The following is a 19,817-nucleotide window of genomic DNA, read 5'->3' as shown; positions in this document are numbered from 1 at the left end:
CTAGTCAATGTTGATTAGTCAGACTGGGCCGCATGATGATCGAAGCTCGCGGGCTGGTGCGGACGTTCAAGACGAAGCGAGGACCTGTACAGGCGGTACAGGGGGTTGACCTCGAGGTGGCCGACGGGGAGATCGTCGGTTTTCTGGGGCCGAACGGGGCCGGTAAGACCACGACGATGCGGATGCTGGCGACGCTGATCCAGCCGACGGCGGGGACCGCGACGGTCGCCGGATGTGACCTCGCGAAGGACCCGGTGGGCGTCCGCCGCCGCATCGGGTACGTCCCGCAGAGCGGATCCACCTTGCCCGAGGCGATCGCCGGTGACGAGGTCGTCGATCACGCCCGGCTGTACGGCGTACCGAAGGCGAAGGCGATCGCGGAGGGACAGCGCCTGTTCGAGGAGCTCGACCTCCCCGGCCTCTGGCGCCGCCAGTGCAAGACGCTCTCCGGCGGGCAGCGCCGGCGCCTCGACATCGTGATGGGCCTGATCCACGACCCGAAGCTGATCTTCCTGGACGAGCCGACCACCGGCCTCGACCCGCAGGCGCGCGCCAACCTCTGGGAGCACATCCGCGGCCTCCGCGACCGCGGCGCGACGATCTTCCTGACCACGCACTACCTGGACGAGGCGGACGCGCTCTGCGACCGGATCCTGGTCATCGACCACGGCAAGATCGTCGCCTCGGGTACGCCGGAGAACCTGAAGCAGCAGGTCTCCGGGGACGCCGTCCGGCTGACGATCGCGGACACCGCGCAGGCGCCGGCGGTGATGAAGATCGTCCGCGAGCTCGAGGGAGCGGTCGAGGTCGGGACCGAGGACGACGTGGTCGGGTTCCGGATCCCCCGCGGCGGGTCGGTGCTGCCCACCCTGCTCCGCTCGATCGATGCCCAGGGCATCGAGTTGCACGGCGTCGAGGTCCATCGGCCGACGCTCGACGACGTGTTCCTGACCATGACCGGCCGCTCCCTCCGCGACGAGGACGCCAACCCCACCGAAGAGAAGAAGGAGGCCGCGGCGTGAACGTCCTCCGTGAGACCTGGATCGTTTTCCATCGTCAGATGCGGCTGTCGCTGCGGAACCCGATGTGGTCGATCCTGATGCTGAGCCAGCCGCTGATGTACCTGTTCCTGTTCGGCCCGCTGCTCAAGCCGATCACCGCGCAGATCAGCCAGGGCGCCACCACGAACGCCTACCAGGTCTTCATTCCCGGCCTGATCGTGCAGCTCGGCATGTTCGGCGCGATGTTCGTGGGCTTCGGCCTGATCGCGGAGTACCGGGCCGGCGTGATCGAGGCCGACCGCGTCACCCCGGCCTCCCGGATCGCGCTGATGGCAGGGCGAGTACTGCGGGACGTCGTCGTACTCGTGGTCCAGTCGATCCTCCTGCTGCTCGCAGCACTGCCGTTGGGTCTGCGTGCCCCGTGGGCCGGTGTACTGCTCTCGCTGGTGATCGTCGCGCTCCTCGGCGCCACGTTCGCCTCGCTGTCGTACTCCGTCGCGCTCATCACCAAGAGCGAGGACGCACTGGCCCCGCTGCTGAACGGCATCGCCATGCCGCTCCTGCTGCTGTCCGGCATCCTCCTGCCGATGCAGATCGGTCCGACGTGGCTGCAGCGGCTGTCCGACATCAGCCCGCTGAAGCACGTGGTGAACGGCGTACGCGCCCTGTTCCGCGGCGACATCAGCAGCTCCTCGTCGCTCTGGGGCCTGTTCTGGGTGGTCCTGCTGACCGTCATCGGACTGGCTGTCGGAGCAAGAACGTTCCGCAAGGAATCCGCTTGATGTTCATCGTGTCGTCGTATGGCCGGGCTACCGTCCGGCCATGCGTTCGCCGGTGGTCTGTGGGGTCGTCGGCGCTGTTGTAGTCGCTGCGGCGAGTCTGGTGACGTCAGTGGTACCGGCGTCGTCCTGGGTCGCTCCGATCCCGCTACGGCACTCCCTGCTTGGCCGGATGGTCGGGCTGACGTTCATGGTCGCTGGGCTCGGGCTGATGGCCTGGGCCTGGCTGACCGTGGGCAGGCGCGTCATAGCCCGCGAACGCCTCCCACTGCTCCGTATGGCGGGGTGCTGGAGCGCACCGCTCCTGCTGGCCCCGCCACTGTTCAGCCGCGACGCCTGGAGCTACGCGGCTCAGGGCGCACTCGTCGCCGAGGGCTACAACCCGTACGACGTGGGTCCCGGCGCACTGTCCGGCCACATCATCGAGGCCGTCGACCCGATGTGGATGCAGACACCTGCACCGTACGGGCCCCTGCCACTCGCGTACGGCGGTCTGGTCGCCCACCTCACCATGGACCCGTACGTGCTGATGCTGGCGCACCGCCTCCTCGCCGTACTGGGCATAGTCCTCATCGCCTGGGCAGTACCGCGCTTGGCGATCGCATGTCGCGTCGACCCGGCTTTCGCCACCTGGCTGGTCGTACTGAACCCCATGCTGATCGCCCACGGCATCGGCGCGGCCCACAACGACGTACTGATGCTCGGGCTGGCCAGCAGCGCGTTCGCACTGGCACTGACTGGTCGCTGGGGTACGGCGGCAGTCGTGGCCGGTGTGGCTGCCGCAGTGAAGCTCCCGGGCGGACTGGTGGTGATCGCGATCGCCGCAGTGATGAGCCCACTGGCCGGACGGCTGCATCGGTTCGCCAGCCTGGTGATTGCGGGCGCTGTGTCTGTACTGACGCTCGTCACCATCGGTGCACTGACCGGTGTGGGCTCCGGGTGGCTCGGTGCGCTCGACGTACCCGGGCTGGTCCGTTCACCCTTTTCCATCGCCAACCTGATCGGTATGGCGGCGTCCGGCGTACTGGGCTGGCTCGGAGAGGACACTGCCGCCGCACAAGCGCTACAGATCGTCCGCCTGGTCGGCATGGTCGCCGCACTCGCTCTGATCGCGTGGCTCAGCCTCCGGTCGTCGATCCACTACGCGGCAAGGGCTGTCGGCGTCGCACTACTCGCGGTCGTCGTACTCGGACCGAGCGCGCACGACTGGTACTTCCTCTGGTGCCTGCCGTTCCTGGCCGTCGCACGCCCCGGACGGCGGCTGACTACGATCATGACCGCGGTCAGCCTGATCTTCACGATCGCCGCTCCGCTCAACTCGTCTCTGCGCGGCGCGACGATCCCGATCCTCACGACGACCGCACTGGTGATCGCGATGGCAGTGCCGTTGCTCAGCCACTTGCGGACGCTGCAGCCGGCGCGGAAGGTCCCCGCTACAGCTGCTTGAGCGCCTTACAGCTGCTTGAGCGCCGCGACCATCGCCGCGCCGAGCGGCCGGTGGTCGTCCCGGGAGATCCGCACCTCGACCACGTCCAGGCCGGCGACCGCGGGCGTCAGCGCGGCCCGCAACTCGTCGACGGTCTGCACCAGCGTGTACGCCGTACCGCTGGCCGCGCACAGTGCGCCGATGTCCACGTTGTGCGGCGTACCGAAGACGCGCTCGAAGTGCGTCGCGTGCGTAGGATCGCCCTGCTCGAGCGTGGAGAAGATCCCGCCGCCGTTGTCGTTCACCACCACGATCCGCAGGTCGGGGCGCGCCTCGTCCGGCCCGATGACGAGCCCGTTGCTGTCGTGCAGGAAGGCGAGATCGCCGATCAGCGCGTGCGTCGGGCCGGCGTTCGCGAGAGCGGCGCCGATCGCGGTCGAGATCGTGCCGTCGATACCGGCCAGGCCGCGGTTCGCGATCGTGCGGATCGGGACGATCGGGGCGAGGTCGAGGTCGCGGATCGGGTTCGACGAGGCGACGACGAGCATGCCGTCCGCGCCGACGGCCTCGCCGACGAGGGCAGCGACGCGTGGCCCGCTCAAGCCGTCCGCGAGGACCTTGTCGAGCTCCGGGCGGGCGAGCTGGTCGGCGTGCTGCCATCTGGCGAGCCAGTCGGTCTGGTCGGCACCGGTGACCTCGAGCGCGGTGACGACGGAGGCGGCGCGCCGGGCCGGGTCCGGCCACAGTCCGATCGGCGAGATCACGACAACCTCGACGTCGGGCCGGGCCAGCAGCTTCGAGATCGGGCGGGACAGCGTCGGATGCCCGAACACCAGCACCCGCTCGATCTCGCCCGCCAACGTGTTTGCCTGCAGCAACAACCGGTACGCCGAGATGACCGACGGACCGGTCCGTGCCCGGCTCGACGGCTCTGCGAACAACGGCCACTGCCCGGCTTCCGCCGCCAACCGCGCGGACTGCGACGCACCGTCGCCCGCGACGACCACCGTCTTCGGTCCGGGCGACACAGCGGCCGGGCGGCCCGCTGCTGCGTGAATAGAGGTCCACGGGCCGGTGCTGCGTCCGCTCAGCGGCTCAGGCCACTCTGGTCCCTCTGTCGGGATCAGCGGCTCCGAGAACGGACAGTTGAGCTGCACCGGACCCGGGTCGGCGGTGCGGGCACCTACTGCCGTAGCCACGGCTCTGGCCACCTGCGAGCGCCAGTACGCGACCTGGCCGATCTCACGGACCGGCGTACCCATTTCGTGGAACAGGCGGACCGCAGAGCCGAACACCTTGATCTGGTCGGTGGTCTGGTTCGCACCGCTGCCTCTCAGGGCAGGTGGCCGGTCTGCGCTCAGCACGATCAGCGGGAGCCCGCTGTGCGACGCCTCGAGCACAGCCGGGTGCAGGTTCGCTACCGCAGTACCTGAGGTAGTCACCACGGGTACTGGTAGGCCGCTCCCCCGCATCAGGCCGATGGCCAGGAATCCCGCCGTACGCTCGTCAATGCGCACATGCAGTCGGAGCCGCCCGTCACGGTCGGCGGCCGCAAGTGCCAGGGCCAGTGGGGCGCTGCGGGAGCCCGGCGACACCACGGCCTCACGTACACCGCAGCGGATCAGTTCGTCGACCACTACAGTCGCAAAAGCCGTGGACGGGTTCATCCGGCACTCCTTACTCGGGACAGACGTTCTTCCCACACCTTTGTCCGGTCCGCGTCCGCACGCGCGGCTTCCAGCAGCAGGGGATCCGGTACGACGCTTCGGACTGGCAGGAACCCGTTGGTCGGCAGCAGCGGCTCGGCGACCACCTCTTGGGTGAACATCGAGACCGTGGCGAGACCGCAGGCGTAGGGCAGCTCCGGAAGCGCAGCGGCGAGCGCGACGCCGGCAGCGATGCCTACCGAGGTCTCTAGTGCAGACGACACCACTACGGGCAGTCCGATCTGCTCAGCGATCTCCAGACACGCGCGGACGCCTCCGATCGGCTGCACCTTCAGCACGGCGATGTCCGCGGCGTCGAGTTTCTTGACCCGCAGCGGGTCCTCGGCCCGGCGGATCGACTCGTCAGCGGCAACAGGTACGTCGGTACGTCGCCGTACGTCGGCCAGCTCCTCCACGGTCGCGCACGGCTGCTCGACGTACTCCAGGTCGAACCGCTGTAACTGCTTCAGGTTCTGCACGGCCTGGTCCACTGACCACAGCCCGTTGGCGTCGATGCGCACCAGTCCGCCGCCGATCGCGTCCCGCACCGCTTCGACACGCTCCAGGTCGTCAGCGAGTGTCTGACCCGGCTCGGCTACCTTCACCTTCGCCGTACTGCAGCCGGACGCTCTGACGATCTCCGCAGCTCTCTCGGGTCCAACGGCCGGCACTGTGCAGTTGACGGGCACGCGGTCGCGGACCGGTGCCGGCCAGCCCTCCTCGGCCGCCTCCCGGGCCGCACGCAGCCAGGACACACAGGTGGCGTCGTCGTAGTCCAGGAACGGGCTCCACTCCGCCCAGCCCGCAGGGCCTTCGTACAGCATTCCCTCGCGCACTGTGATGCCACGGAACTTGTTCTTGAGGCCGATCGAGTACGTGATCACCGCACGCCCTCCAGCAACCGCTGCCGGTCCACCTTGCCCGAGGCAAGCATCGGCAACGCCTGCAGCTGTACGACGTCCCGCGGGGCCCACGTCCGCGGCAGGGTTTGACTGACCCAGTCCCTGAGCTCGTCGCGCGTCGGGTCACCTACCACGAACGCCACCACCCGCGTCCCCCACTCAGCGTCCGGAACTCCAAGTACTACAGCGTCCGCGAGCTTCGGATGCTCGAGCAGCCGCGCCTGCACGGTCGTCAGCGTGACATTCACTCCGCCGGAGATCACCACGTCGTCCACGCGACCGATCACGCGCAGCCGCCCGTCCACGAGCTCACCGCGATCCTGCGTACGGAACCATCCGTCCTGCAGTACTTCGGCGGTGAGGTCCGGCCGCAGCCTGTACCCATCGAACAGCGTGCTCCCCTTGATGAGGATGCGTCCGTCGTCCAGGTCGATCGACGTACCGTCCAGCGGCACCCCGGCGTAAACACACCCGCTGCCGGTCTCGGTCATCCCGTACGCCGGGATCGCGTTGACGCCGGCCTCCGCTGCCTTGGCCTTCAACGGCTCAGGTGTGGACGCGCCGCCGATGATGATCGCGTCGAACGACCGCAGCGCATCCAGATCCGTCTCGAGATAACGGGCCAGCTGCGTCGGCACCATCGCGGTGTACCGGCGTACACCGGTCAACTGACGCGCCGCCGCGGTGAAGTTGTCGTCGAGCAGCACAGGCGTCGTACCGGCGACCAGCGAGCGCGTGAGGATCTGCAGGCCGCCGACGAAGTACGGCTTCATCGGGAGCAGCCACTGCCCCGGACCGCCGAGTCGGTCGTGCGTGGCGGTCGCCGAGGCGATCAGCGCCTCCCGCGACAGCAGCACGCCCTTCGGCTCACCAGAGGTCCCGGAGGTGGTCAGGACCACCGCACAGCCGTCCTCGAGCGGCTCATCCGGCTTGGCCGCGTCGTGTACCCGTGCGGCCGCGGCCGGGTCGCTCGGCACCGGTGCGAACGGCGTACCGCTGCCGTCCAGCACCCCGGCGAGCGCCGCCAACACCCCGTCCGGCGTCCCCGGAACCAGTCGCAACCTAGACATGACACACCGAGCGTACGGCCCGCCTCCGGACGCCCGGCTCCCGGCTGACACAATCGATGGTCATGGCCACCCCTGCCCAGTGGATCGAAGGCGCCCGCCCCCGAACCCTGCCCGCCGCGATCTCCCCCGTTCTGGTCGGAACCGGCGCGGCCGCGTACCTGGACGGCTTCGTCTGGTGGAAGGCGCTGCTCGCCCTGGGCGTCGCGCTGGCCCTGCAGATCGGCGTCAACTACGCCAACGACTACAGCGACGGCATCCGCGGCACCGACGAGAACCGGGTCGGCCCACTCCGCCTGGTCGGCTCGAAGGTCGCCACTCCACGGGCCGTCAAGACCGCGGCCTTCACCTGCCTCGGCATCGGCGCTGCGCTGGGCATCGTGCTGTGCGCAACGACCACGTGGTGGCTCCTCGTCGCCGGGGCCGCGTCGTTGCTCGGTGCTTGGTTCTACACGGGCGGTAAGAAGCCGTACGGCTACCGAGCGCTCGGCGAAGTCAGCGTGTTCCTCTTCTTCGGCCTGGTCGCCGTCCTCGGTACGACGTACGCCCAAGCGGAAACGCTGCACTGGTCGGCCGTCGCCGGCGCTGTCTCGGTCGGCGCGATCGCCTGCGCTCTCCTGGTCGCCAACAACCTCCGCGACATCCCGACCGACTCGGTCACCGGAAAGCGCACGCTGGCTGTGGTGTTGGGCGCCGCCCTCTCCCGCCGCTTCTACGCCGCCCTGATCGCCCTGGCCTTCGTCCTCGCGGCGATCTCGGTCATCGCCACCCCGTGGACCCTCCTGGCCTTCATCGCCCTCCCCCTGGCCGTGAAGTCCACCCGCATCATCCTCAGCGACGCAGTAGGCCCCGCCCTCATCCCCGTCCTGAAGCTCACCGGCCTCACCGAACTCCTCTACGCCATCGGCCTCGGACTGGGACTCGCGCTAGGCAGCTAGGTCCTCCCAAGCGCCGGATCCCGCAGTCAGGCATCGCCGGGAATCTGCGGGCGGAAGTCAACCTCGCAGGTGTAGTACCGCATCGACAGGGCCGCGCGCTCGACGTCGACGGCTCCCTCGCCGATGGCGAGGACATGGTTGAGCCACCGGTGGGGTTCGTGATCCGTCACAAAGGTCAGAACATGCAGGCCCGAGCCGTCGGCGAGGTTCGACAGGCCTGTGAGGCGGAACAGCACGAAGCCGCCGTCGCCGACGTCAATCGTTCCGCGGGCGTCGGGATGGGCGTACCCGTCCTGGATTCTGGGGTTGTTCGACCATCGAGCCGTACCGCTCAGCCGACCGGTGAAAGCCGCGGTCCCCTGCCCGTACAGCAAACCGTCGCCTGCCTCCGAGGGCTCGACCGACTGCAGTAGGTCGTAGCGCCACTCGACGTCACAGAGATGGTCGAGCCTCATGGTCCGCCTCCCAGCCAGGTTCCTGACGGCGGTCCCCCTCGGTCAGCCGATGCCTGCGATGAGCTGTTCGATGGCGTCGGCGAGTGCGCCGACCGGTTGTTCGCCGTCCAACTCCAGAGTCGCACCTCGTCGCAGCAATGGCTCGACCGCTCGGACGTAGTTCGCGATCTCGGCCTGTTGCTCCGCGGTTCGGCCGTACGGGTTGCCGGTACGTCGGCTCACGCGCTCGATGAGAACGTGCCGGTGCCGGACATGCCGGTGAGCAGGACGCGGGTCATGGGGCGAGGGTTTGCCAGGCGGCCATGGCGCAGGTGATGACGGTTTCGAGTTCGGCGCGGGTGGCGCCGTCACGGGCTTGGATCGAGAGGCCTTGGACGACGGTGGCGTAGTACCTGGCCATCGCGTCCAGGCCGACCGGTGGCGCGAGCAGATCGCCGTCGGTCACGCCGCGGGACAGGCGGTCCTTGATCTCGGCGTACTGACCTTGGCGGCCGGCAGCCAGGAACTCTCGTACTGCGTGATTTTCCGTAGCTCCCGTGGGGGCGGCCAGGATCAGCATGCAGTAGTGCGGGTGCTCGGGATGGGTGATCTGGTCGGCGGTTGCCTGCAACATCGCGTGGATCGCCTCCCGAGCCGTCGGTCCTTCGCGGAGCGCGCGGCGGGGCGGTTCGCCGGCTGTTGCGCCGTACAGGCCCATGACCTGCCGGAACAGGCTTTCCTTGCTGCCGAAGCAGGCGTAGATGCTGGCGGACTTGATCCCCATGGCCTGGGCCAGGTCGTTCAGCGAGGTGCCTTCGTAGCCGCGTTCCCAGAAGACGTCGAGGGCCTGGCGCAGGGCGACGTCCGGGTCGAACGTTCGCGGTCTGCCACGAGTGGCCATGTGGGTCCCTCCGAAAGAATTCTTGGTCGATCGATCAAGTTTATCTTGACCCCTGGATCCGGCGGTGCCACCATTTGTTGATCATTCGACCAATAAATTGGAGCGACCGCGATGCGTGCGTTGCAGCAGACGTCCTTGAACGGGCCGGCGGACCTCCGGCTGATCTCCGACGCACCGGTCCCGGTCCCCGGCCCGGGCGAGGTGCTGATCCGGGTCGTTGCCGCCGGCCTCAACTTCGTCGACATCTCGCAGGCTCGCGGAACCTTCGCGGGCGGCCCGCAACCGCCGTACGTGGCCGGCATCGAAGCCGCCGGTGAAGTGACGGCCGTCGGCGAAGGGGTCGAGCTGGAACTCGGCACGCACGTGGTCGGGGTCAGCATCCGGGGCGGGGCGTTCGCGGAATACCTGGTGCTGCCGGCGGTCGCGGCCCTTCCGGTGCCGGCTGGTTGGGACGACGAGCGGGCGCTGGGCCTGGTTGTGAGCTGGCCGACTGCCTTGGCCGCGCTCCGGCTCGGCGGGCTGGGCGCCGGACAGACCGTACTGATCCACGCCGCAGCCGGCGGGACCGGGCAGGCCGCGGTGAAGATGGCGAAGCAATACGGCGCGACGGTGATCGCGACCGCCTCACCTGAGAAGCACGAGGTGGTGCGCGGGCTGGGCGCCGACCATGTCCTGAGCTCCCGCAGTACCGATCTCGCCGCCGAAGTACTGCGGCTGACCGATGGCGTCGGCGTCGACCTGACGCTCGAGTCGGTCGGCGGCCCGACTCTCGACGCGAGCCTGTCCGCCACAAAACGCGTCACCGGCCGAGTAGTCGTCTTCGGCCTACCCGCCGGCGAGGCCGCACTCAGCAACTGGGACCTCGTCTACAAACACCAGGTCCAGCTCATCGGCCTGAACATCGGCATCCTGATCCAGACCACGCCACAGCTGTACGGCGAGATCATGGGCGAACTGTTCCGCCTCCTCGCGACCGGAGTACTCGGCCCCGCCGAGCCCACGACGTACGAGCTCGCCGACGGCCCGAAAGTACTCACAGAACTCGAATCCCGAGCCACTATCGGCAAACTCGCACTACTGCTGTGAAATGCTCCGGCTCCGCGCTGGCGACCACGAGGGGTTAACCGTTGCCGCGTCCGCTGTGCAGCTGGTCAGGACCCGGGCGGTTAGGCGGGTTCGGTCCAGTGGCCGGTGGCGGCGAAGGTTTCGAGGGTGGTGGTGTAGGGGGTGATGTCGATGCCGCTGGTGCGGAGCCAGGCGTCGTCGTAGTAGGTATTGCCGTAGCGTTCGCCGCTGTCGCACAGCAGGGTGACGATGCTGCCGCGGGCGCCCGTACGGCGCATTTCGGCGGCCAGGCGTAGTGAGCCCCAGAGGTTGGTGCCGGTGGAGCCGCCGACGAGGCGGCCGGTGACGCGGGAGCAGAAGCGCATCGCGGCGATCGAGGCGGCGTCGGGGACCGAGATCATCCGGTCGACGACGCCGAGCACGAAGGACGGCTCGACGCGCGGGCGGCCGATACCTTCGATGCGGGACGGGCGACCGGTGGAGAACTCGTGGTCGCCGGCTTCGAAGGCCGGGAAGAACGCCGAGTTCTCCGGGTCCACCACGGCGACCGACGTGTCGTACCGCTGGTAGCGGACATAGCGCCCGATGGTGGCCGACGTACCGCCGGTCCCCGCGCCGACCACGACCCAGGTCGGGATCGGATGCTGTTCCAGCGAGAGCTGACCGAAGATCGACTCGGCGATGTTGTTGTTGCCGCGCCAGTCCGTCGCGCGTTCGGCGTACGTGAACTGGTCCATGTAGTGGCCGCCGGTCTCGTCGGCCAGGCGCTTGGCCTCGCCGTAGATCTGGCCGGAGCGCTCGACGAAGTGGCAGCGGCCGCCGTAGAACTCGATCAGCTCGATCTTCTCCGGGCTGGTCGACGCCGGCATCACCGCGATGAACGGCAGCCCGAGCAGGCGGGCGAAGTACGCCTCGCTGACCGCGGTGGAGCCGCTGGACGCCTCGATGACCGTGGTGCCCTCGTGGATCCAGCCGTTGCACAGGGCGTACAGGAACAGGGACCGGGCGAGCCGGTGCTTGAGCGAGCCGGTGGGGTGCACGGACTCGTCCTTGAGGTACAGGTCCACACCCGAACCCTCCGGCATCGGGAACACGTGCAGATGCGTGTCCGCGCTCCGGTTCGCGTCGGCGTCCACGATCCGGATCGCCTCGGACACCCAGGCGCGCGCCTTCTCGTCCCGGCGATCGACCTCACGGCACACCCCGTCAACCTCACTCATGCGGGCCAGGCTAGGACGTACGGCGCGATTTGAGTATTCCTACGCTCCGCAACCACCCGTCCGGGCGGCGAGGATCAGTCTCATGAACGTCATTCCTGACTGGCACGCCGCGCTGGCCGTCGCCGCTCTCGTGGGGACTGGTGCCCTCATGACGAGCGGTCCGCTCGCGGTGGTCGGCTGGCTGCGCGCCGAACGCCATCGGTTCTGGAACGGCGTGTGGCACTTCATCTGGAGCATCGCGCTGTCGGCCGCAATCATGGCCGTCTGCCTCTTGCTACACCTCGGATGGCTCATGACGGTCCTGGACTGCGCAGTGCTCTGGTCGCTGGCCTGGTTCCTCCTCCCCCGCGAGCGCCGGGCACGCATCCTGCATCACCCGAACATCGGGCAGCCGCCGCACCCCCAGCCGCCGATGTACCCCCAACCGCCGTACGCCCAGCAACAGCTGCACGCGCAGCAGTACGCCGGGTGGCCTCGATGATCCCGCTCGGCGCCATCCACTTCTCCCCCGCCGAGGTCGCGCTGATCCTCGCGATCCTCGCCTTCGGGTCGATCGCACTGGCGCTGCCGGCCACCCTCACGCTCGCCTGGGTCGGCTACCGCCGCGGCACGACACGACCGGCCGCGAACGCCCTCTGGTACTGGTTCGGCGGTACGGCGCTCTCCGTCGCAACGACCGCACTGGCGGCGGGACAGGGCCTCGGCTGGTTCGCCGTACCGATCGGATGGATTCCCACGGTGTTGCTGGCCGCCGTGCTCAACCCCCGCTGGACCCCGAACGCGAGCTAGGTTGGGAACCCATGACGAACGGGTTGGGGGAACGATGACCGAGAACAGTGATCGGCCGACGCGGCAGCGGGTGACGTTGACCGATATCAGCTCGCGGGCCTGGGAACACCCCGCGGACCGTGGTGCGCTGGTGGCGCTGCGGCAGCTGAAGGGGTTCGACTACGTCCTGCGGAAGATGTCGGGGCTGATCAACGAGCGCGCGTTCCGGCTGCAGTACCTCGGCTCGGCGATCCGGGTCGACGAGCGGCAGTTCCCGACCGTGAACCGGCTGTTCACCGAGGCGGGCTCGACCCTCGACGTCCGCCAGCTCCCCGAGCTGTATGTCACCAACAGCCCGATCTGGAACGCGGTCACGATCGGCATGGACAAGCCGTTCATCGTGGTGAACAGCGCCCTGCTGCAGGGCCTGGACGAGGAGGAGCTGCGGTTCGTCCTCGGTCACGAGCTCGGCCACGCGCAGAGCGGGCACGCCCTCTACCAGTCGCTCTTGCTCTGGCTGATGCGCCTCACCGGCGCCATCGGCTGGATGCCGATCGGCGCGCTCGGGCTGCGCGCGATCATCGCCGCACTGCACGAGTGGTCCCGCAAGGCGGAGCTGTCCGGTGACCGGGCCGGCCTGCTCGCGGTCCAGGACCCGGCGGTCGCGCTGCGCGTCCAGATGAAGCTCGCCAGCGGCGGTCAGCTGAACGAACTCGACACCACCGCGTTCCTTGCGCAAGGAACGGAGTACGAGAGCGCCGGCGACCTGCGCGACAGCGTGCTGAAGCTGCTGCTGCTCGAGGCGCAGTCGCACCCACTGGCCGTGATCCGCGCGCACGAGCTGCGGCGCTGGGTCGACGAGGGCGAGTACACGACGATCGTCTCCGGTGATTACCCGAAGCGTCAGGACGACGGCGACGCGTCGATCTCGCAGGAGGCGAAGAACGCCGCCAAGTCGTACTCCGACGCGTTCAACCGCTCGCAGGACCCGCTGGCCAAGTTCCTCCGCGACCTCGGCGACGGCCTCGGCGGCGTCCGCGACTGGGTCTCCTCGAAGTTCCCGCCGAGGACCTGATGGTCGAGCTGAACACCGTTGGTCCGGATGACTGGAAAGCCTGGCGGGAGCTTCGGCTGGCCGCACTGGAGGAAGCGCCGTTCGCGTTCGGGTCGCAGCTCGCGGACTGGGTCGACGCTCCGGAGGAACGCTGGCGGGAACGGCTGTCCGTACCCGGCGCCTATCAGGTGATCGCCTCGATCGACGGTACGCCGGTAGGTATGGCCGGCGGCTTCCGTGGCGAGGAACCGCAGACGGCCGAGCTCGTCTCGATGTGGGTCGCGCCCGCCGGCCGCGGCAAGGGCGTCGGCAACGCGCTGATGACCGCGATCGAGGACTGGGCCCGCGGCATCGGCGCCGGCACGCTGCAGCTGTCAGTTGTCCCGGGCAACGACCCGGCGCACAACCTGTACCTGCGCCACGGGTACGTCGACACCGACGAGCCCGGCGACCTGATGCCGGACGGCGTACGTCGCGAACTCGTGATGCGCAAACAGCTGTAGCCAAGACGAAGGGCCCGCTTCCCCCCTCCCGGGAAGCGGGCCCTTCGAGTACTGCGGCGATCAGCCCATGTGGACGGGCTGGCCGTCGTTGGCCAGGTCCTTGTGCTTGATCGACAGGCCGACCAGCGTGATCAGGGCCGCACCCAGCGCCAGGAACGCCGACCAGATGAACGCCCGGGTGAACCCGTGCGTCGTGGCGAGCGCCGTGAACTGCCCCTGCAGCTGCTTGATCTGCTCCGGCGACTGCCCGGACTCGGCCGCCTTCTGCAGGCCCGGGGCCAGCTCGGCGAACTTGTCCTTGATCGCGTTGGTGGAGATCGTGCCGAGCAACGCCAGGCCGACCGCGCCACCGATCTGCTGCACCGTGTTCAGTACGGCGGAACCGACGCCGGAGTCCTCGTTCGCGACCCCGCTGACCGCGGTCAGCGTGAGCGGGACGAAGATCAGGCCCATACCGAACGAGAGCACCAGGATGTACGGCAGCAGGTGGGTCAGGTACGTCGAGTCGATCTCGAGCCGGCTGAACCCGAACATACCGGCCGCCACGAACACCCCACCGGCACCCGAGATCCACCGCGGGTCGACCCGGGCCACGAGCGCCGACGCGACCTGCGCGGCGACCACGATGCCGAAGCTGAACGGCAGGAACGACAGGCCGGTCTTGATCGCGCTGTAGCCCATGATGCTCTGCACGAAGATGCCCAGGAAGTAGAACATCGAGAACATCGCCGCACCGACGATGAGCATCACGAAGAAGCTCACGCCGCGGGTCCGGTTCGCGAGGATCCGGAACGGCATCAGCGCGTGCCGCGAGCGGGCCTCGATCGCGAGGAAGGTCCCGATCAGCGCCAGGCCGCCGAGGATGAAGATCAGCGTCCAGGTGTCGCCCCAGCCGTCGGTGGCGGCGTGGGTCAGACCGTAGACCAGCGAGGTCAGACCGACGGTGCCGGTGATCGCACCCGGGAGGTCGAACTTGCCGGTCTGCCGGGCCGACTCGCCCAGGAACCGGAACGCCAGCACCGCCACGATCAGACCGATCGGCGTGTTGATGAAGAAGGTCCAGCGCCAGGACGCCTCGGTCAGCGCGCCACCCAGGATCAGACCGACAGCCGCGCCGGCGCCGGACATCGCGGCGTACACGGCCATCGCGCGGTTGCGCTCCTTGCCGGCCGGGAACGTCGTGGTGATGAGTGCCAGTGCGTTCGGCGAGGCCGCGGCGGCCGCGATGCCCTGCAGGATCCGGCTGGCCAGCAGCACGCCTTCACTCTGGGCGATACCGCCGACGAACGACGCCAGGCCGAACAGCACGACGCCGACGATGAACACCTTACGGCGGCCGAGGATGTCCCCGATCCGGCCGCCGAGCAGCAGCAGACCGCCGAACGCCAACGCGTAGGCGTTGACCACCCACGGCAGCGAGGCGTCGGTGAACCCGAGCGCGTCCTTGATGTGCGGCAGCGCGATGTTCACGATGGTGCCGTCCAGCACCACCATCAGCTGCGCCATGCAGATCAGCGCGAGCGCGATACCGAGGTTGCGGTGGCCGTGCGCGCCGGCCACGGTCTCAGCGTCGACCGGCCGCCGCTGGGGCGGATCGGCGTCGATGACTTCTTCGGACATGGAATATTTCCCCTCTTGGGCAGACTTGCCTGGTTGAATCGCGGACCGGCCCCTCACCGGTCAGCTCACCTGCGACCCCCGCGCCGCAGGCAGGATCACGTTGTCGATGACTCGGAGGATCAGTTCGTCGGTCGGCTCGATGCCGAGGACATAGGCGTGGTGGACGATGACCGCGGGCAGCGTCGTCGAGAGCAGCTCGATGTCGACGTCGGCGCCGATCTCACCCCGCTCGACAGCCCGTTCGAACACCTTGCGGGTCAGCTCCAGCCGCGGCGCCAGGAACCGCTCACGAAACGCCTTCTGCAGGTCGGCGTCACGATGCAGGGCGGTGATCAGGCCGGCGATCACCGACATCGGCATCTCGTCGGTGAAGCCACCGTCGCCGCACGCCATCGAGATCATGTCGCCGCGGAGGCTGCCGGTGTCGACGTCCTCCGGCATCGGACAGCCCTTCGCCCGGCTGATCGCGTCCACGACCAGCTCGGCCTTGGTGGACCAGCGCCGGTAGAGCGTGGCCTTGCTGGCCTTCGCCGCCGTCGCCACCGCGTCCATGGTCAGCCGGTCGTAGCCGAGCTCGGCCACGACCGCCACGGTCGCGTCGAGGATCTCGTCCTCACGCCCACCCTCGACCCGCGGCCGCTGCCGCACGCCTGCTGCCTCCACGATCATCACCCTGAGTAGCTAAAACACCACGGATAGAACGAAACGGTTCCGTTTCATCCATCACGATACGACTCATGTGAAGGAGTGCACAAACGATTTTGCCGGGAATTCGCTGATGGCATAGATCACTCTCCGTACCAGTCGACTACTGGTACGGCGGGATCAGACAGGACTTACTCGTCGTCCTCGGCGGAGCGGGCCTGTTCGAGGCGGGTGGAGATCTTGGCGGCGCGGGTCTCGATCTTGCCGGCCAGGCGGTCGCGGGCGGCGCGGAGGACGAAGATCGACAGGATCGACGAGACGATCAGGGCCAGCAGGGCGATCGGCCAGATCGACAGCCAGGTGCGCAGGGCGATCCAGAGCACCGCCAGGCAGACGGCGAACAGGGCCGCCCGCAGGCCGGTGTAGATCCCGAACTCCTTCATGTCAGACCCCGGCGTAGGAGTGCAGGCCGGAGACCAGCAGGTTCACCCCGACGAAGTTGAAGATGAAGACGAACCAGCCGACGATCGCGATCTTCGCGGCTCCGCTGCCCCGCCAGCCGGCGGTCGCGCGGGCGTGCAGGTAGGCGGCGTACACCACCCAGGTCACCAGCGACCAGACCTCCTTGGGGTCCCAGCCCCAGTACCGGCCCCAGGCATGCTCGGCCCAGATCGGCCCGGCCACCAGCACCCCGAACGTCCACAGCGGGAACGCGAACGCCAGCACCTTGTACGCCGTACCGTCCATCGCCTCCGCGCTCGGAAGCCGGCGCAGCGATGCCGCCATCGTGCCGCCGGCCAACACACGGCGTTCGGCGCGGGCCTTGACCAGGTACAGCACCGAGACCAGGCCGCCGACGGTGAACGCACCACCGGAGATCGCGGCCGCGGACACGTGGATCACCAGCCAGTACGAGTGCAGCGCCGGAACCAGCGGACCGGCCGGCGTGTAGAGCGCCAGCGCGGCCAGACCGAGGACGGCGGCGACCACGAACGTCACGCCGAGCCCGAGGTACTGCAGCTTGTAGCGCTGCACGAAGATCAGGTACACGATCGCCACCGCGAGCGACGCCGTGATGGAGAACTCGTACATGTTCCCCCACGGCACGCGCCCGGCCGCGAGTCCACGCGTCACCACACCGCCCAGGTGCAGCACGAAGGCCAACCAGGTCAGCAGCAACCCGATCCGGCTGGCCGCATCAAGCCGCTCACTCGACGCCGGCTCCTCAACAGCAGGAACATCAACAGCAGGAACATCAGGTACGTCGGTGGTGTCCCCGGAGACCGCTGCGCCGTCGGAGGCGACCAGCACCTCCTCCTTGACCGCGGCGGACTTCGCGACCGCGGCACGACCGAGGGCCCACTCCATCGCATGGGAAACCATCGCGAGGGCGTAGATCACCGTGGCCGTCGGAATCAGCAAGTTGGAGACTTGCGCGTAGGCCTCCGGGCTCATGGCTGCTCCTGGGTGCTCGAGCTGGCGGGTTTCAAAGCTGTGGTGATGGCCTGGATCTCGTCACCGAGGCCGCGCTCGGGGCCGCGGTCCAGACCGGCGACCTCGACAACGGTACGCCCGTCCTCTTCGCGGACCCGCACCCAGGTACGGCGCGGATGCACGAACAGCGAACCCATCAGGCCGAGGATCGCCAGCGAGATGCCCGCCAGCGCAAGGCCCGTGCCCGGAGTATGGCTGATCTGCAGCTTCACCCAACGGCTGTAGCCGTCGAACGTGATCGACCCGGCCTTGTCCGGCAGCTGGGCGCTCTGCCCCGGCGCGAGCTGGAGCCGCCACTTGTCGCCGTTCGTCTGCTGGAACTGCGTCAGCTTCGACTTGTCCAGCTGGTACACCGACTCCGGCTTCCCGGTCTCCGGCTGCGGGCGGCCGTAGTACCCGGTCATCACCAGCTCCGGGTTCAGATCGTCGGGAAAGACCGAAACAGGCCCGTTCGGACCGATGTACGCGGTCGGCAGGAAGAAGCCTTCGAACCCGAGCGTCTCCGGTCGCGCGTCCGGCGCCTTGATCACCCCGAACGACGAGAAGTTGCTGTCCTGCGGCAGGAACGGCGCCGGGCCGGAAAACGCGACATTTCCCTGTCCGTCCTTCACGGTGACCCGGGGTGCGTACCCGTGGCCGAGCAGGTAGACACTGCTCCCGTCCAGCTTCAGCGGGTGGTTGACCTCGAGCAGGTACGATTTCTCCGGCGCGTCCGGCGTCTGCTGGTAATCCAGCTGCGCCTTGAACTCCCGCGCCGCGCCCTTCTGCGGACCGTCCTCCTGGAACTTCGCCTCGAAGTCCTTCACGGTCAGCGAGAACGGCGGCAGGTCGTCGTCACCGCTGAACGCGCGTCCCGGCGTGAAGTCGTCGTACTGCGCGACCGTGTTGGAGAACCCATTGCCCACGACAACCAGTACGGTGCCGCGGTAGCCGAACAGCGAACCCCAGGCGACCCCGACGAGCGCCAGGATCAGTGAGAAGTGGAAGAGCAGGTTGCCGGCCTCGCGCAGGTATCCACGCTCCGCGCCGACCGCGCCGTCGTACGACTGCACCCGGAAGCGGCGTCTGCGGAGCTCGCGGGTCGCGACCTCGATGACGTCGCCGGCTTCGGCGAGCTCGAAGCGTTGGTACCCGGGCAGCCGGTCCAGGTTCCGCGGCGGCTTCGGCGGCCTGGCCCGCAAGCCCTTCACGTACACGGACAACCGCGGTACGACGCAGCCGATCAGCGAGATGAACAGCAACAGGTAGATCGCCGAGAACCACGCGGACTTGTAGACGTCGAACAGCCCGAGCTTGTCGTAGAGCGGCCCGAGGGTCTTGTGCGCGGCGAGGAAGTCCGAGACCTTGATCGGGTCGATCGGCGTCTGCGGGACGAGCGACCCCGGCACCGCGCCGAGCGCCAGCAGGAACAGCAGCACCAGCGCGGTCTTCATCGACGTCAGCTGCCGCCAGCTCCAGCGCAGCCAGCCGACCAGGCCGAGCGCGGGCGGTCCGGACGGTTCCTCCGGGCCCGACGCGGCGGCGATCCGGTCCTTGATTTCAGTCATCAGACCGCCGATCCGAAGTTGGCGACCCACTGCCGCAGGTCCGCGGTCATCGCATCCCACACTCCCGTCAGCAGCAGCAGTCCCACCGCGATCATCAGTACGCCGCCGATCCTGATCACCAGCAGCTGGTGCTTGCGGACCCACGCCACCGCGGACAGCATCCGCCGGAACGCCAGCGCCGCCACGATGAACGGAATCCCCAACCCGAGGCTGAACACCAGTGCCAGCGTCGCCCCGCGCCCGGTGCTGCCCTCGGTGGTGGCCAGCGTCATCACGGTCCCGAGCGTCGGCCCGATACACGGCGTCCACCCGAATCCGAACAGTACGCCGAGCAGCGGCGCGGCCGCGATCCCGACCGCCGGGACCCGGTGCACCCGCAGATCCTTCTGCAGGAACCCGAACCCGCCGAGGAAGACGAGACCCAGTACGACGGTCAGGCCGCCGAGGACCCGCGTGATCGTCGTCTGGTGGTCGATGAGCAGGTCGCCCGCCTTGCCGAACACGACGCCGGTGAGGATGAACACCGCCGAGAACCCGGCGACGAACAACGCCGTACCGGCGAGCATCCGGCCGCGCTTGTCCGAGCCGAGCTCAGCCGCGGACAGGCCGGTGACGTAGGACAGGTAGCCGGGCAGCAGCGGTACGACGCACGGCGAGAAGAACGAGATCGCACCGGCCAGCACCGCGATCGGCAGTGCGACCAGCATCGAACCCGTCATCGAGTCGGCGAACCACTGTCCCATCAGC

At 68.5% G+C, this 19,817-nt stretch carries 22 protein-coding genes; 9 read left to right on the top strand and 13 right to left on the bottom strand.

Going from position 1 to position 19,817, the window contains the following annotated elements:
* Positions 1–32 precede the first annotated feature (32 nt).
* The 3 genes from EV647_RS28140 to mptB are packed head-to-tail and all read left to right on the top strand — an operon-like array spanning position 33 to position 3,227.
* The gene (locus EV647_RS28140; RefSeq protein WP_134008041.1) at positions 33–1,022 is read left to right on the top strand and encodes an ATP-binding cassette domain-containing protein; all 990 of its coding nucleotides are present in this window, start codon (positions 33–35) and stop codon (positions 1,020–1,022) included.
* A complete protein-coding gene (locus EV647_RS28135) occupies positions 1,019–1,783 on the top strand; it encodes an ABC transporter permease (protein WP_134008039.1) in 765 nt (254 codons plus the stop codon). Before EV647_RS28140 ends, EV647_RS28135 begins: the two co-directional genes overlap by 4 nt.
* Before the next feature lie 40 nt (positions 1,784–1,823).
* Positions 1,824–3,227, top strand: coding sequence for a polyprenol phosphomannose-dependent alpha 1,6 mannosyltransferase MptB (mptB, locus tag EV647_RS28130; RefSeq protein WP_134008037.1), 1,404 nt, complete (start codon positions 1,824–1,826; stop codon positions 3,225–3,227).
* Positions 3,228–3,232: 5 nt separating this feature from the next.
* Here mptB and menD read toward each other — a convergent pair whose 3' ends face one another.
* The 3 genes from menD to menE are packed head-to-tail and all read right to left on the bottom strand — an operon-like array spanning position 3,233 to position 6,884.
* Positions 3,233–4,873, bottom strand: coding sequence for a 2-succinyl-5-enolpyruvyl-6-hydroxy-3-cyclohexene-1-carboxylic-acid synthase (gene menD / locus EV647_RS28125; protein WP_134008035.1), 1,641 nt, complete (start codon positions 4,871–4,873; stop codon positions 3,233–3,235).
* Positions 4,870–5,796: an o-succinylbenzoate synthase gene (locus tag EV647_RS28120; protein ID WP_134008033.1), complete on the bottom strand. Its 927-nt coding sequence runs from the start codon at positions 5,794–5,796 to the stop codon at positions 4,870–4,872. The genes menD and EV647_RS28120 overlap by 4 nt, the downstream gene beginning before the upstream one ends.
* The gene (gene menE / locus EV647_RS28115; RefSeq protein ID WP_134008031.1) at positions 5,793–6,884 is read right to left on the bottom strand and encodes an o-succinylbenzoate--CoA ligase; all 1,092 of its coding nucleotides are present in this window, start codon (positions 6,882–6,884) and stop codon (positions 5,793–5,795) included. The genes EV647_RS28120 and menE overlap by 4 nt, the downstream gene beginning before the upstream one ends.
* A gap of 62 nt (positions 6,885–6,946) precedes the next feature.
* Between menE and EV647_RS28110 the strand changes: the two genes are divergently transcribed.
* The gene (locus EV647_RS28110; RefSeq protein ID WP_134008029.1) at positions 6,947–7,819 is read left to right on the top strand and encodes a 1,4-dihydroxy-2-naphthoate polyprenyltransferase; all 873 of its coding nucleotides are present in this window, start codon (positions 6,947–6,949) and stop codon (positions 7,817–7,819) included.
* A gap of 26 nt (positions 7,820–7,845) precedes the next feature.
* On the opposite strand, the gene EV647_RS28105 is transcribed toward EV647_RS28110, so the two are convergent.
* Genes EV647_RS28105 through EV647_RS28095 form a run of 3 tightly spaced genes read right to left on the bottom strand, consistent with a single transcriptional unit; the run spans position 7,846 to position 9,154 of the window.
* The gene (locus tag EV647_RS28105; protein WP_134008027.1) at positions 7,846–8,274 is read right to left on the bottom strand and encodes a hypothetical protein; all 429 of its coding nucleotides are present in this window, start codon (positions 8,272–8,274) and stop codon (positions 7,846–7,848) included.
* A 42-nt stretch (positions 8,275–8,316) separates the two neighbouring features.
* Positions 8,317–8,496 (bottom strand): hypothetical protein, encoded by a 180-nt coding sequence (locus EV647_RS28100; protein ID WP_134008025.1) that lies wholly within the window; start codon positions 8,494–8,496, stop codon positions 8,317–8,319.
* A gap of 52 nt (positions 8,497–8,548) precedes the next feature.
* Positions 8,549–9,154, bottom strand: a complete 606-nt coding sequence (locus EV647_RS28095) for a TetR/AcrR family transcriptional regulator (RefSeq protein WP_134008023.1) — start codon at positions 9,152–9,154, stop codon at positions 8,549–8,551.
* Positions 9,155–9,265: 111 nt separating this feature from the next.
* Here EV647_RS28095 and EV647_RS28090 point away from each other — a divergent pair, with 111 nt between their 5' ends.
* Positions 9,266–10,240, top strand: coding sequence for an NADPH:quinone oxidoreductase family protein (locus EV647_RS28090; RefSeq protein WP_134008021.1), 975 nt, complete (start codon positions 9,266–9,268; stop codon positions 10,238–10,240).
* An 80-nt stretch (positions 10,241–10,320) separates the two neighbouring features.
* Here EV647_RS28090 and EV647_RS28085 read toward each other — a convergent pair whose 3' ends face one another.
* Positions 10,321–11,439, bottom strand: coding sequence for a PLP-dependent cysteine synthase family protein (locus EV647_RS28085; RefSeq protein ID WP_134008019.1), 1,119 nt, complete (start codon positions 11,437–11,439; stop codon positions 10,321–10,323).
* Between the two features lie 82 nt (positions 11,440–11,521).
* Between EV647_RS28085 and EV647_RS28080 the strand changes: the two genes are divergently transcribed.
* The 4 genes from EV647_RS28080 to EV647_RS28065 are packed head-to-tail and all read left to right on the top strand — an operon-like array spanning position 11,522 to position 13,764.
* On the top strand, positions 11,522–11,920 hold the full coding sequence (locus EV647_RS28080; protein ID WP_134008017.1) for a hypothetical protein: 399 nt from the start codon (positions 11,522–11,524) through the stop codon (positions 11,918–11,920).
* Entirely contained in the window at positions 11,917–12,228 is a 312-nt protein-coding gene (locus tag EV647_RS28075; protein ID WP_134008015.1) for a hypothetical protein, read from the top strand. Before EV647_RS28080 ends, EV647_RS28075 begins: the two co-directional genes overlap by 4 nt.
* A gap of 34 nt (positions 12,229–12,262) precedes the next feature.
* Entirely contained in the window at positions 12,263–13,282 is a 1,020-nt protein-coding gene (locus tag EV647_RS28070; protein WP_134008013.1) for a M48 family metallopeptidase, read from the top strand.
* Positions 13,282–13,764: a GNAT family N-acetyltransferase gene (locus tag EV647_RS28065; RefSeq protein ID WP_134008011.1), complete on the top strand. Its 483-nt coding sequence runs from the start codon at positions 13,282–13,284 to the stop codon at positions 13,762–13,764. The genes EV647_RS28070 and EV647_RS28065 overlap by 1 nt, the downstream gene beginning before the upstream one ends.
* Before the next feature lie 60 nt (positions 13,765–13,824).
* Here the strand turns inward: EV647_RS28065 and EV647_RS28060 are convergent, their stop codons facing one another.
* The 6 genes from EV647_RS28060 to EV647_RS28035 form a co-directional block, all read right to left on the bottom strand.
* Entirely contained in the window at positions 13,825–15,384 is a 1,560-nt protein-coding gene (locus EV647_RS28060; RefSeq protein WP_134008010.1) for an MFS transporter, read from the bottom strand.
* 60 nt (positions 15,385–15,444) lie between these two features.
* Positions 15,445–16,053: a TetR-like C-terminal domain-containing protein gene (locus tag EV647_RS28055; RefSeq protein ID WP_134009106.1), complete on the bottom strand. Its 609-nt coding sequence runs from the start codon at positions 16,051–16,053 to the stop codon at positions 15,445–15,447.
* A gap of 167 nt (positions 16,054–16,220) precedes the next feature.
* Positions 16,221–16,472, bottom strand: a complete 252-nt coding sequence (locus EV647_RS28050; protein ID WP_133789614.1) for a DUF4229 domain-containing protein — start codon at positions 16,470–16,472, stop codon at positions 16,221–16,223.
* Position 16,473: 1 nt separating this feature from the next.
* Positions 16,474–17,484 carry a c-type cytochrome biogenesis protein CcsB gene (gene ccsB / locus EV647_RS28045; RefSeq protein ID WP_134008008.1) on the bottom strand — a complete coding sequence of 337 codons (1,011 nt, stop codon included), beginning with the start codon at positions 17,482–17,484 and terminating at the stop codon, positions 16,474–16,476.
* Positions 17,481–19,082 carry a cytochrome c biogenesis protein ResB gene (locus tag EV647_RS28040; protein WP_370344267.1) on the bottom strand — a complete coding sequence of 534 codons (1,602 nt, stop codon included), beginning with the start codon at positions 19,080–19,082 and terminating at the stop codon, positions 17,481–17,483. The genes ccsB and EV647_RS28040 overlap by 4 nt, the downstream gene beginning before the upstream one ends.
* Positions 19,070–19,813, bottom strand: a complete 744-nt coding sequence (locus EV647_RS28035) for a cytochrome c biogenesis CcdA family protein (protein WP_133789617.1) — start codon at positions 19,811–19,813, stop codon at positions 19,070–19,072. The genes EV647_RS28040 and EV647_RS28035 overlap by 13 nt, the downstream gene beginning before the upstream one ends.
* Positions 19,814–19,817: the final 4 nt, after the last annotated feature.

The sequence above is a fragment of the Kribbella sp. VKM Ac-2566 genome (genome assembly GCF_004366005.1).
Classification (GTDB): domain Bacteria; phylum Actinomycetota; class Actinomycetes; order Propionibacteriales; family Kribbellaceae; genus Kribbella; species Kribbella pratensis.
The sequence above is the reverse complement of the archived record's forward strand: the minus strand, read 5'-3'. Positions and strand labels throughout refer to the sequence as shown.

Excerpts from the sequence above, each read along its gene's own strand:
- EV647_RS28140 (WP_134008041.1), top strand. The coding sequence starts at position 33 with ATGATGATCGAAGCTCGCGGGCTGGTGCGGACGTTCAAGACGAAGCGA.
- mptB (WP_134008037.1), top strand. The coding sequence starts at position 1,824 with ATGCGTTCGCCGGTGGTCTGTGGGGTCGTCGGCGCTGTTGTAGTCGCT.
- menD (WP_134008035.1), bottom strand. The coding sequence starts at position 4,873 with ATGAACCCGTCCACGGCTTTTGCGACTGTAGTGGTCGACGAACTGATC.
- menE (WP_134008031.1), bottom strand. The coding sequence starts at position 6,884 with ATGTCTAGGTTGCGACTGGTTCCGGGGACGCCGGACGGGGTGTTGGCG.
- EV647_RS28110 (WP_134008029.1), top strand. The coding sequence starts at position 6,947 with ATGGCCACCCCTGCCCAGTGGATCGAAGGCGCCCGCCCCCGAACCCTG.
- EV647_RS28105 (WP_134008027.1), bottom strand. The coding sequence starts at position 8,274 with ATGAGGCTCGACCATCTCTGTGACGTCGAGTGGCGCTACGACCTACTG.
- EV647_RS28095 (WP_134008023.1), bottom strand. The coding sequence starts at position 9,154 with ATGGCCACTCGTGGCAGACCGCGAACGTTCGACCCGGACGTCGCCCTG.
- EV647_RS28090 (WP_134008021.1), top strand. The coding sequence starts at position 9,266 with ATGCGTGCGTTGCAGCAGACGTCCTTGAACGGGCCGGCGGACCTCCGG.
- EV647_RS28085 (WP_134008019.1), bottom strand. The coding sequence starts at position 11,439 with ATGAGTGAGGTTGACGGGGTGTGCCGTGAGGTCGATCGCCGGGACGAG.
- EV647_RS28080 (WP_134008017.1), top strand. The coding sequence starts at position 11,522 with ATGAACGTCATTCCTGACTGGCACGCCGCGCTGGCCGTCGCCGCTCTC.
- EV647_RS28075 (WP_134008015.1), top strand. The coding sequence starts at position 11,917 with ATGATCCCGCTCGGCGCCATCCACTTCTCCCCCGCCGAGGTCGCGCTG.
- EV647_RS28070 (WP_134008013.1), top strand. The coding sequence starts at position 12,263 with ATGACCGAGAACAGTGATCGGCCGACGCGGCAGCGGGTGACGTTGACC.
- EV647_RS28065 (WP_134008011.1), top strand. The coding sequence starts at position 13,282 with ATGGTCGAGCTGAACACCGTTGGTCCGGATGACTGGAAAGCCTGGCGG.
- EV647_RS28060 (WP_134008010.1), bottom strand. The coding sequence starts at position 15,384 with ATGTCCGAAGAAGTCATCGACGCCGATCCGCCCCAGCGGCGGCCGGTC.
- EV647_RS28055 (WP_134009106.1), bottom strand. The coding sequence starts at position 16,053 with ATGATCGTGGAGGCAGCAGGCGTGCGGCAGCGGCCGCGGGTCGAGGGT.
- EV647_RS28050 (WP_133789614.1), bottom strand. The coding sequence starts at position 16,472 with ATGAAGGAGTTCGGGATCTACACCGGCCTGCGGGCGGCCCTGTTCGCC.
- ccsB (WP_134008008.1), bottom strand. The coding sequence starts at position 17,484 with ATGAGCCCGGAGGCCTACGCGCAAGTCTCCAACTTGCTGATTCCGACG.
- EV647_RS28035 (WP_133789617.1), bottom strand. The coding sequence starts at position 19,813 with ATGGGACAGTGGTTCGCCGACTCGATGACGGGTTCGATGCTGGTCGCA.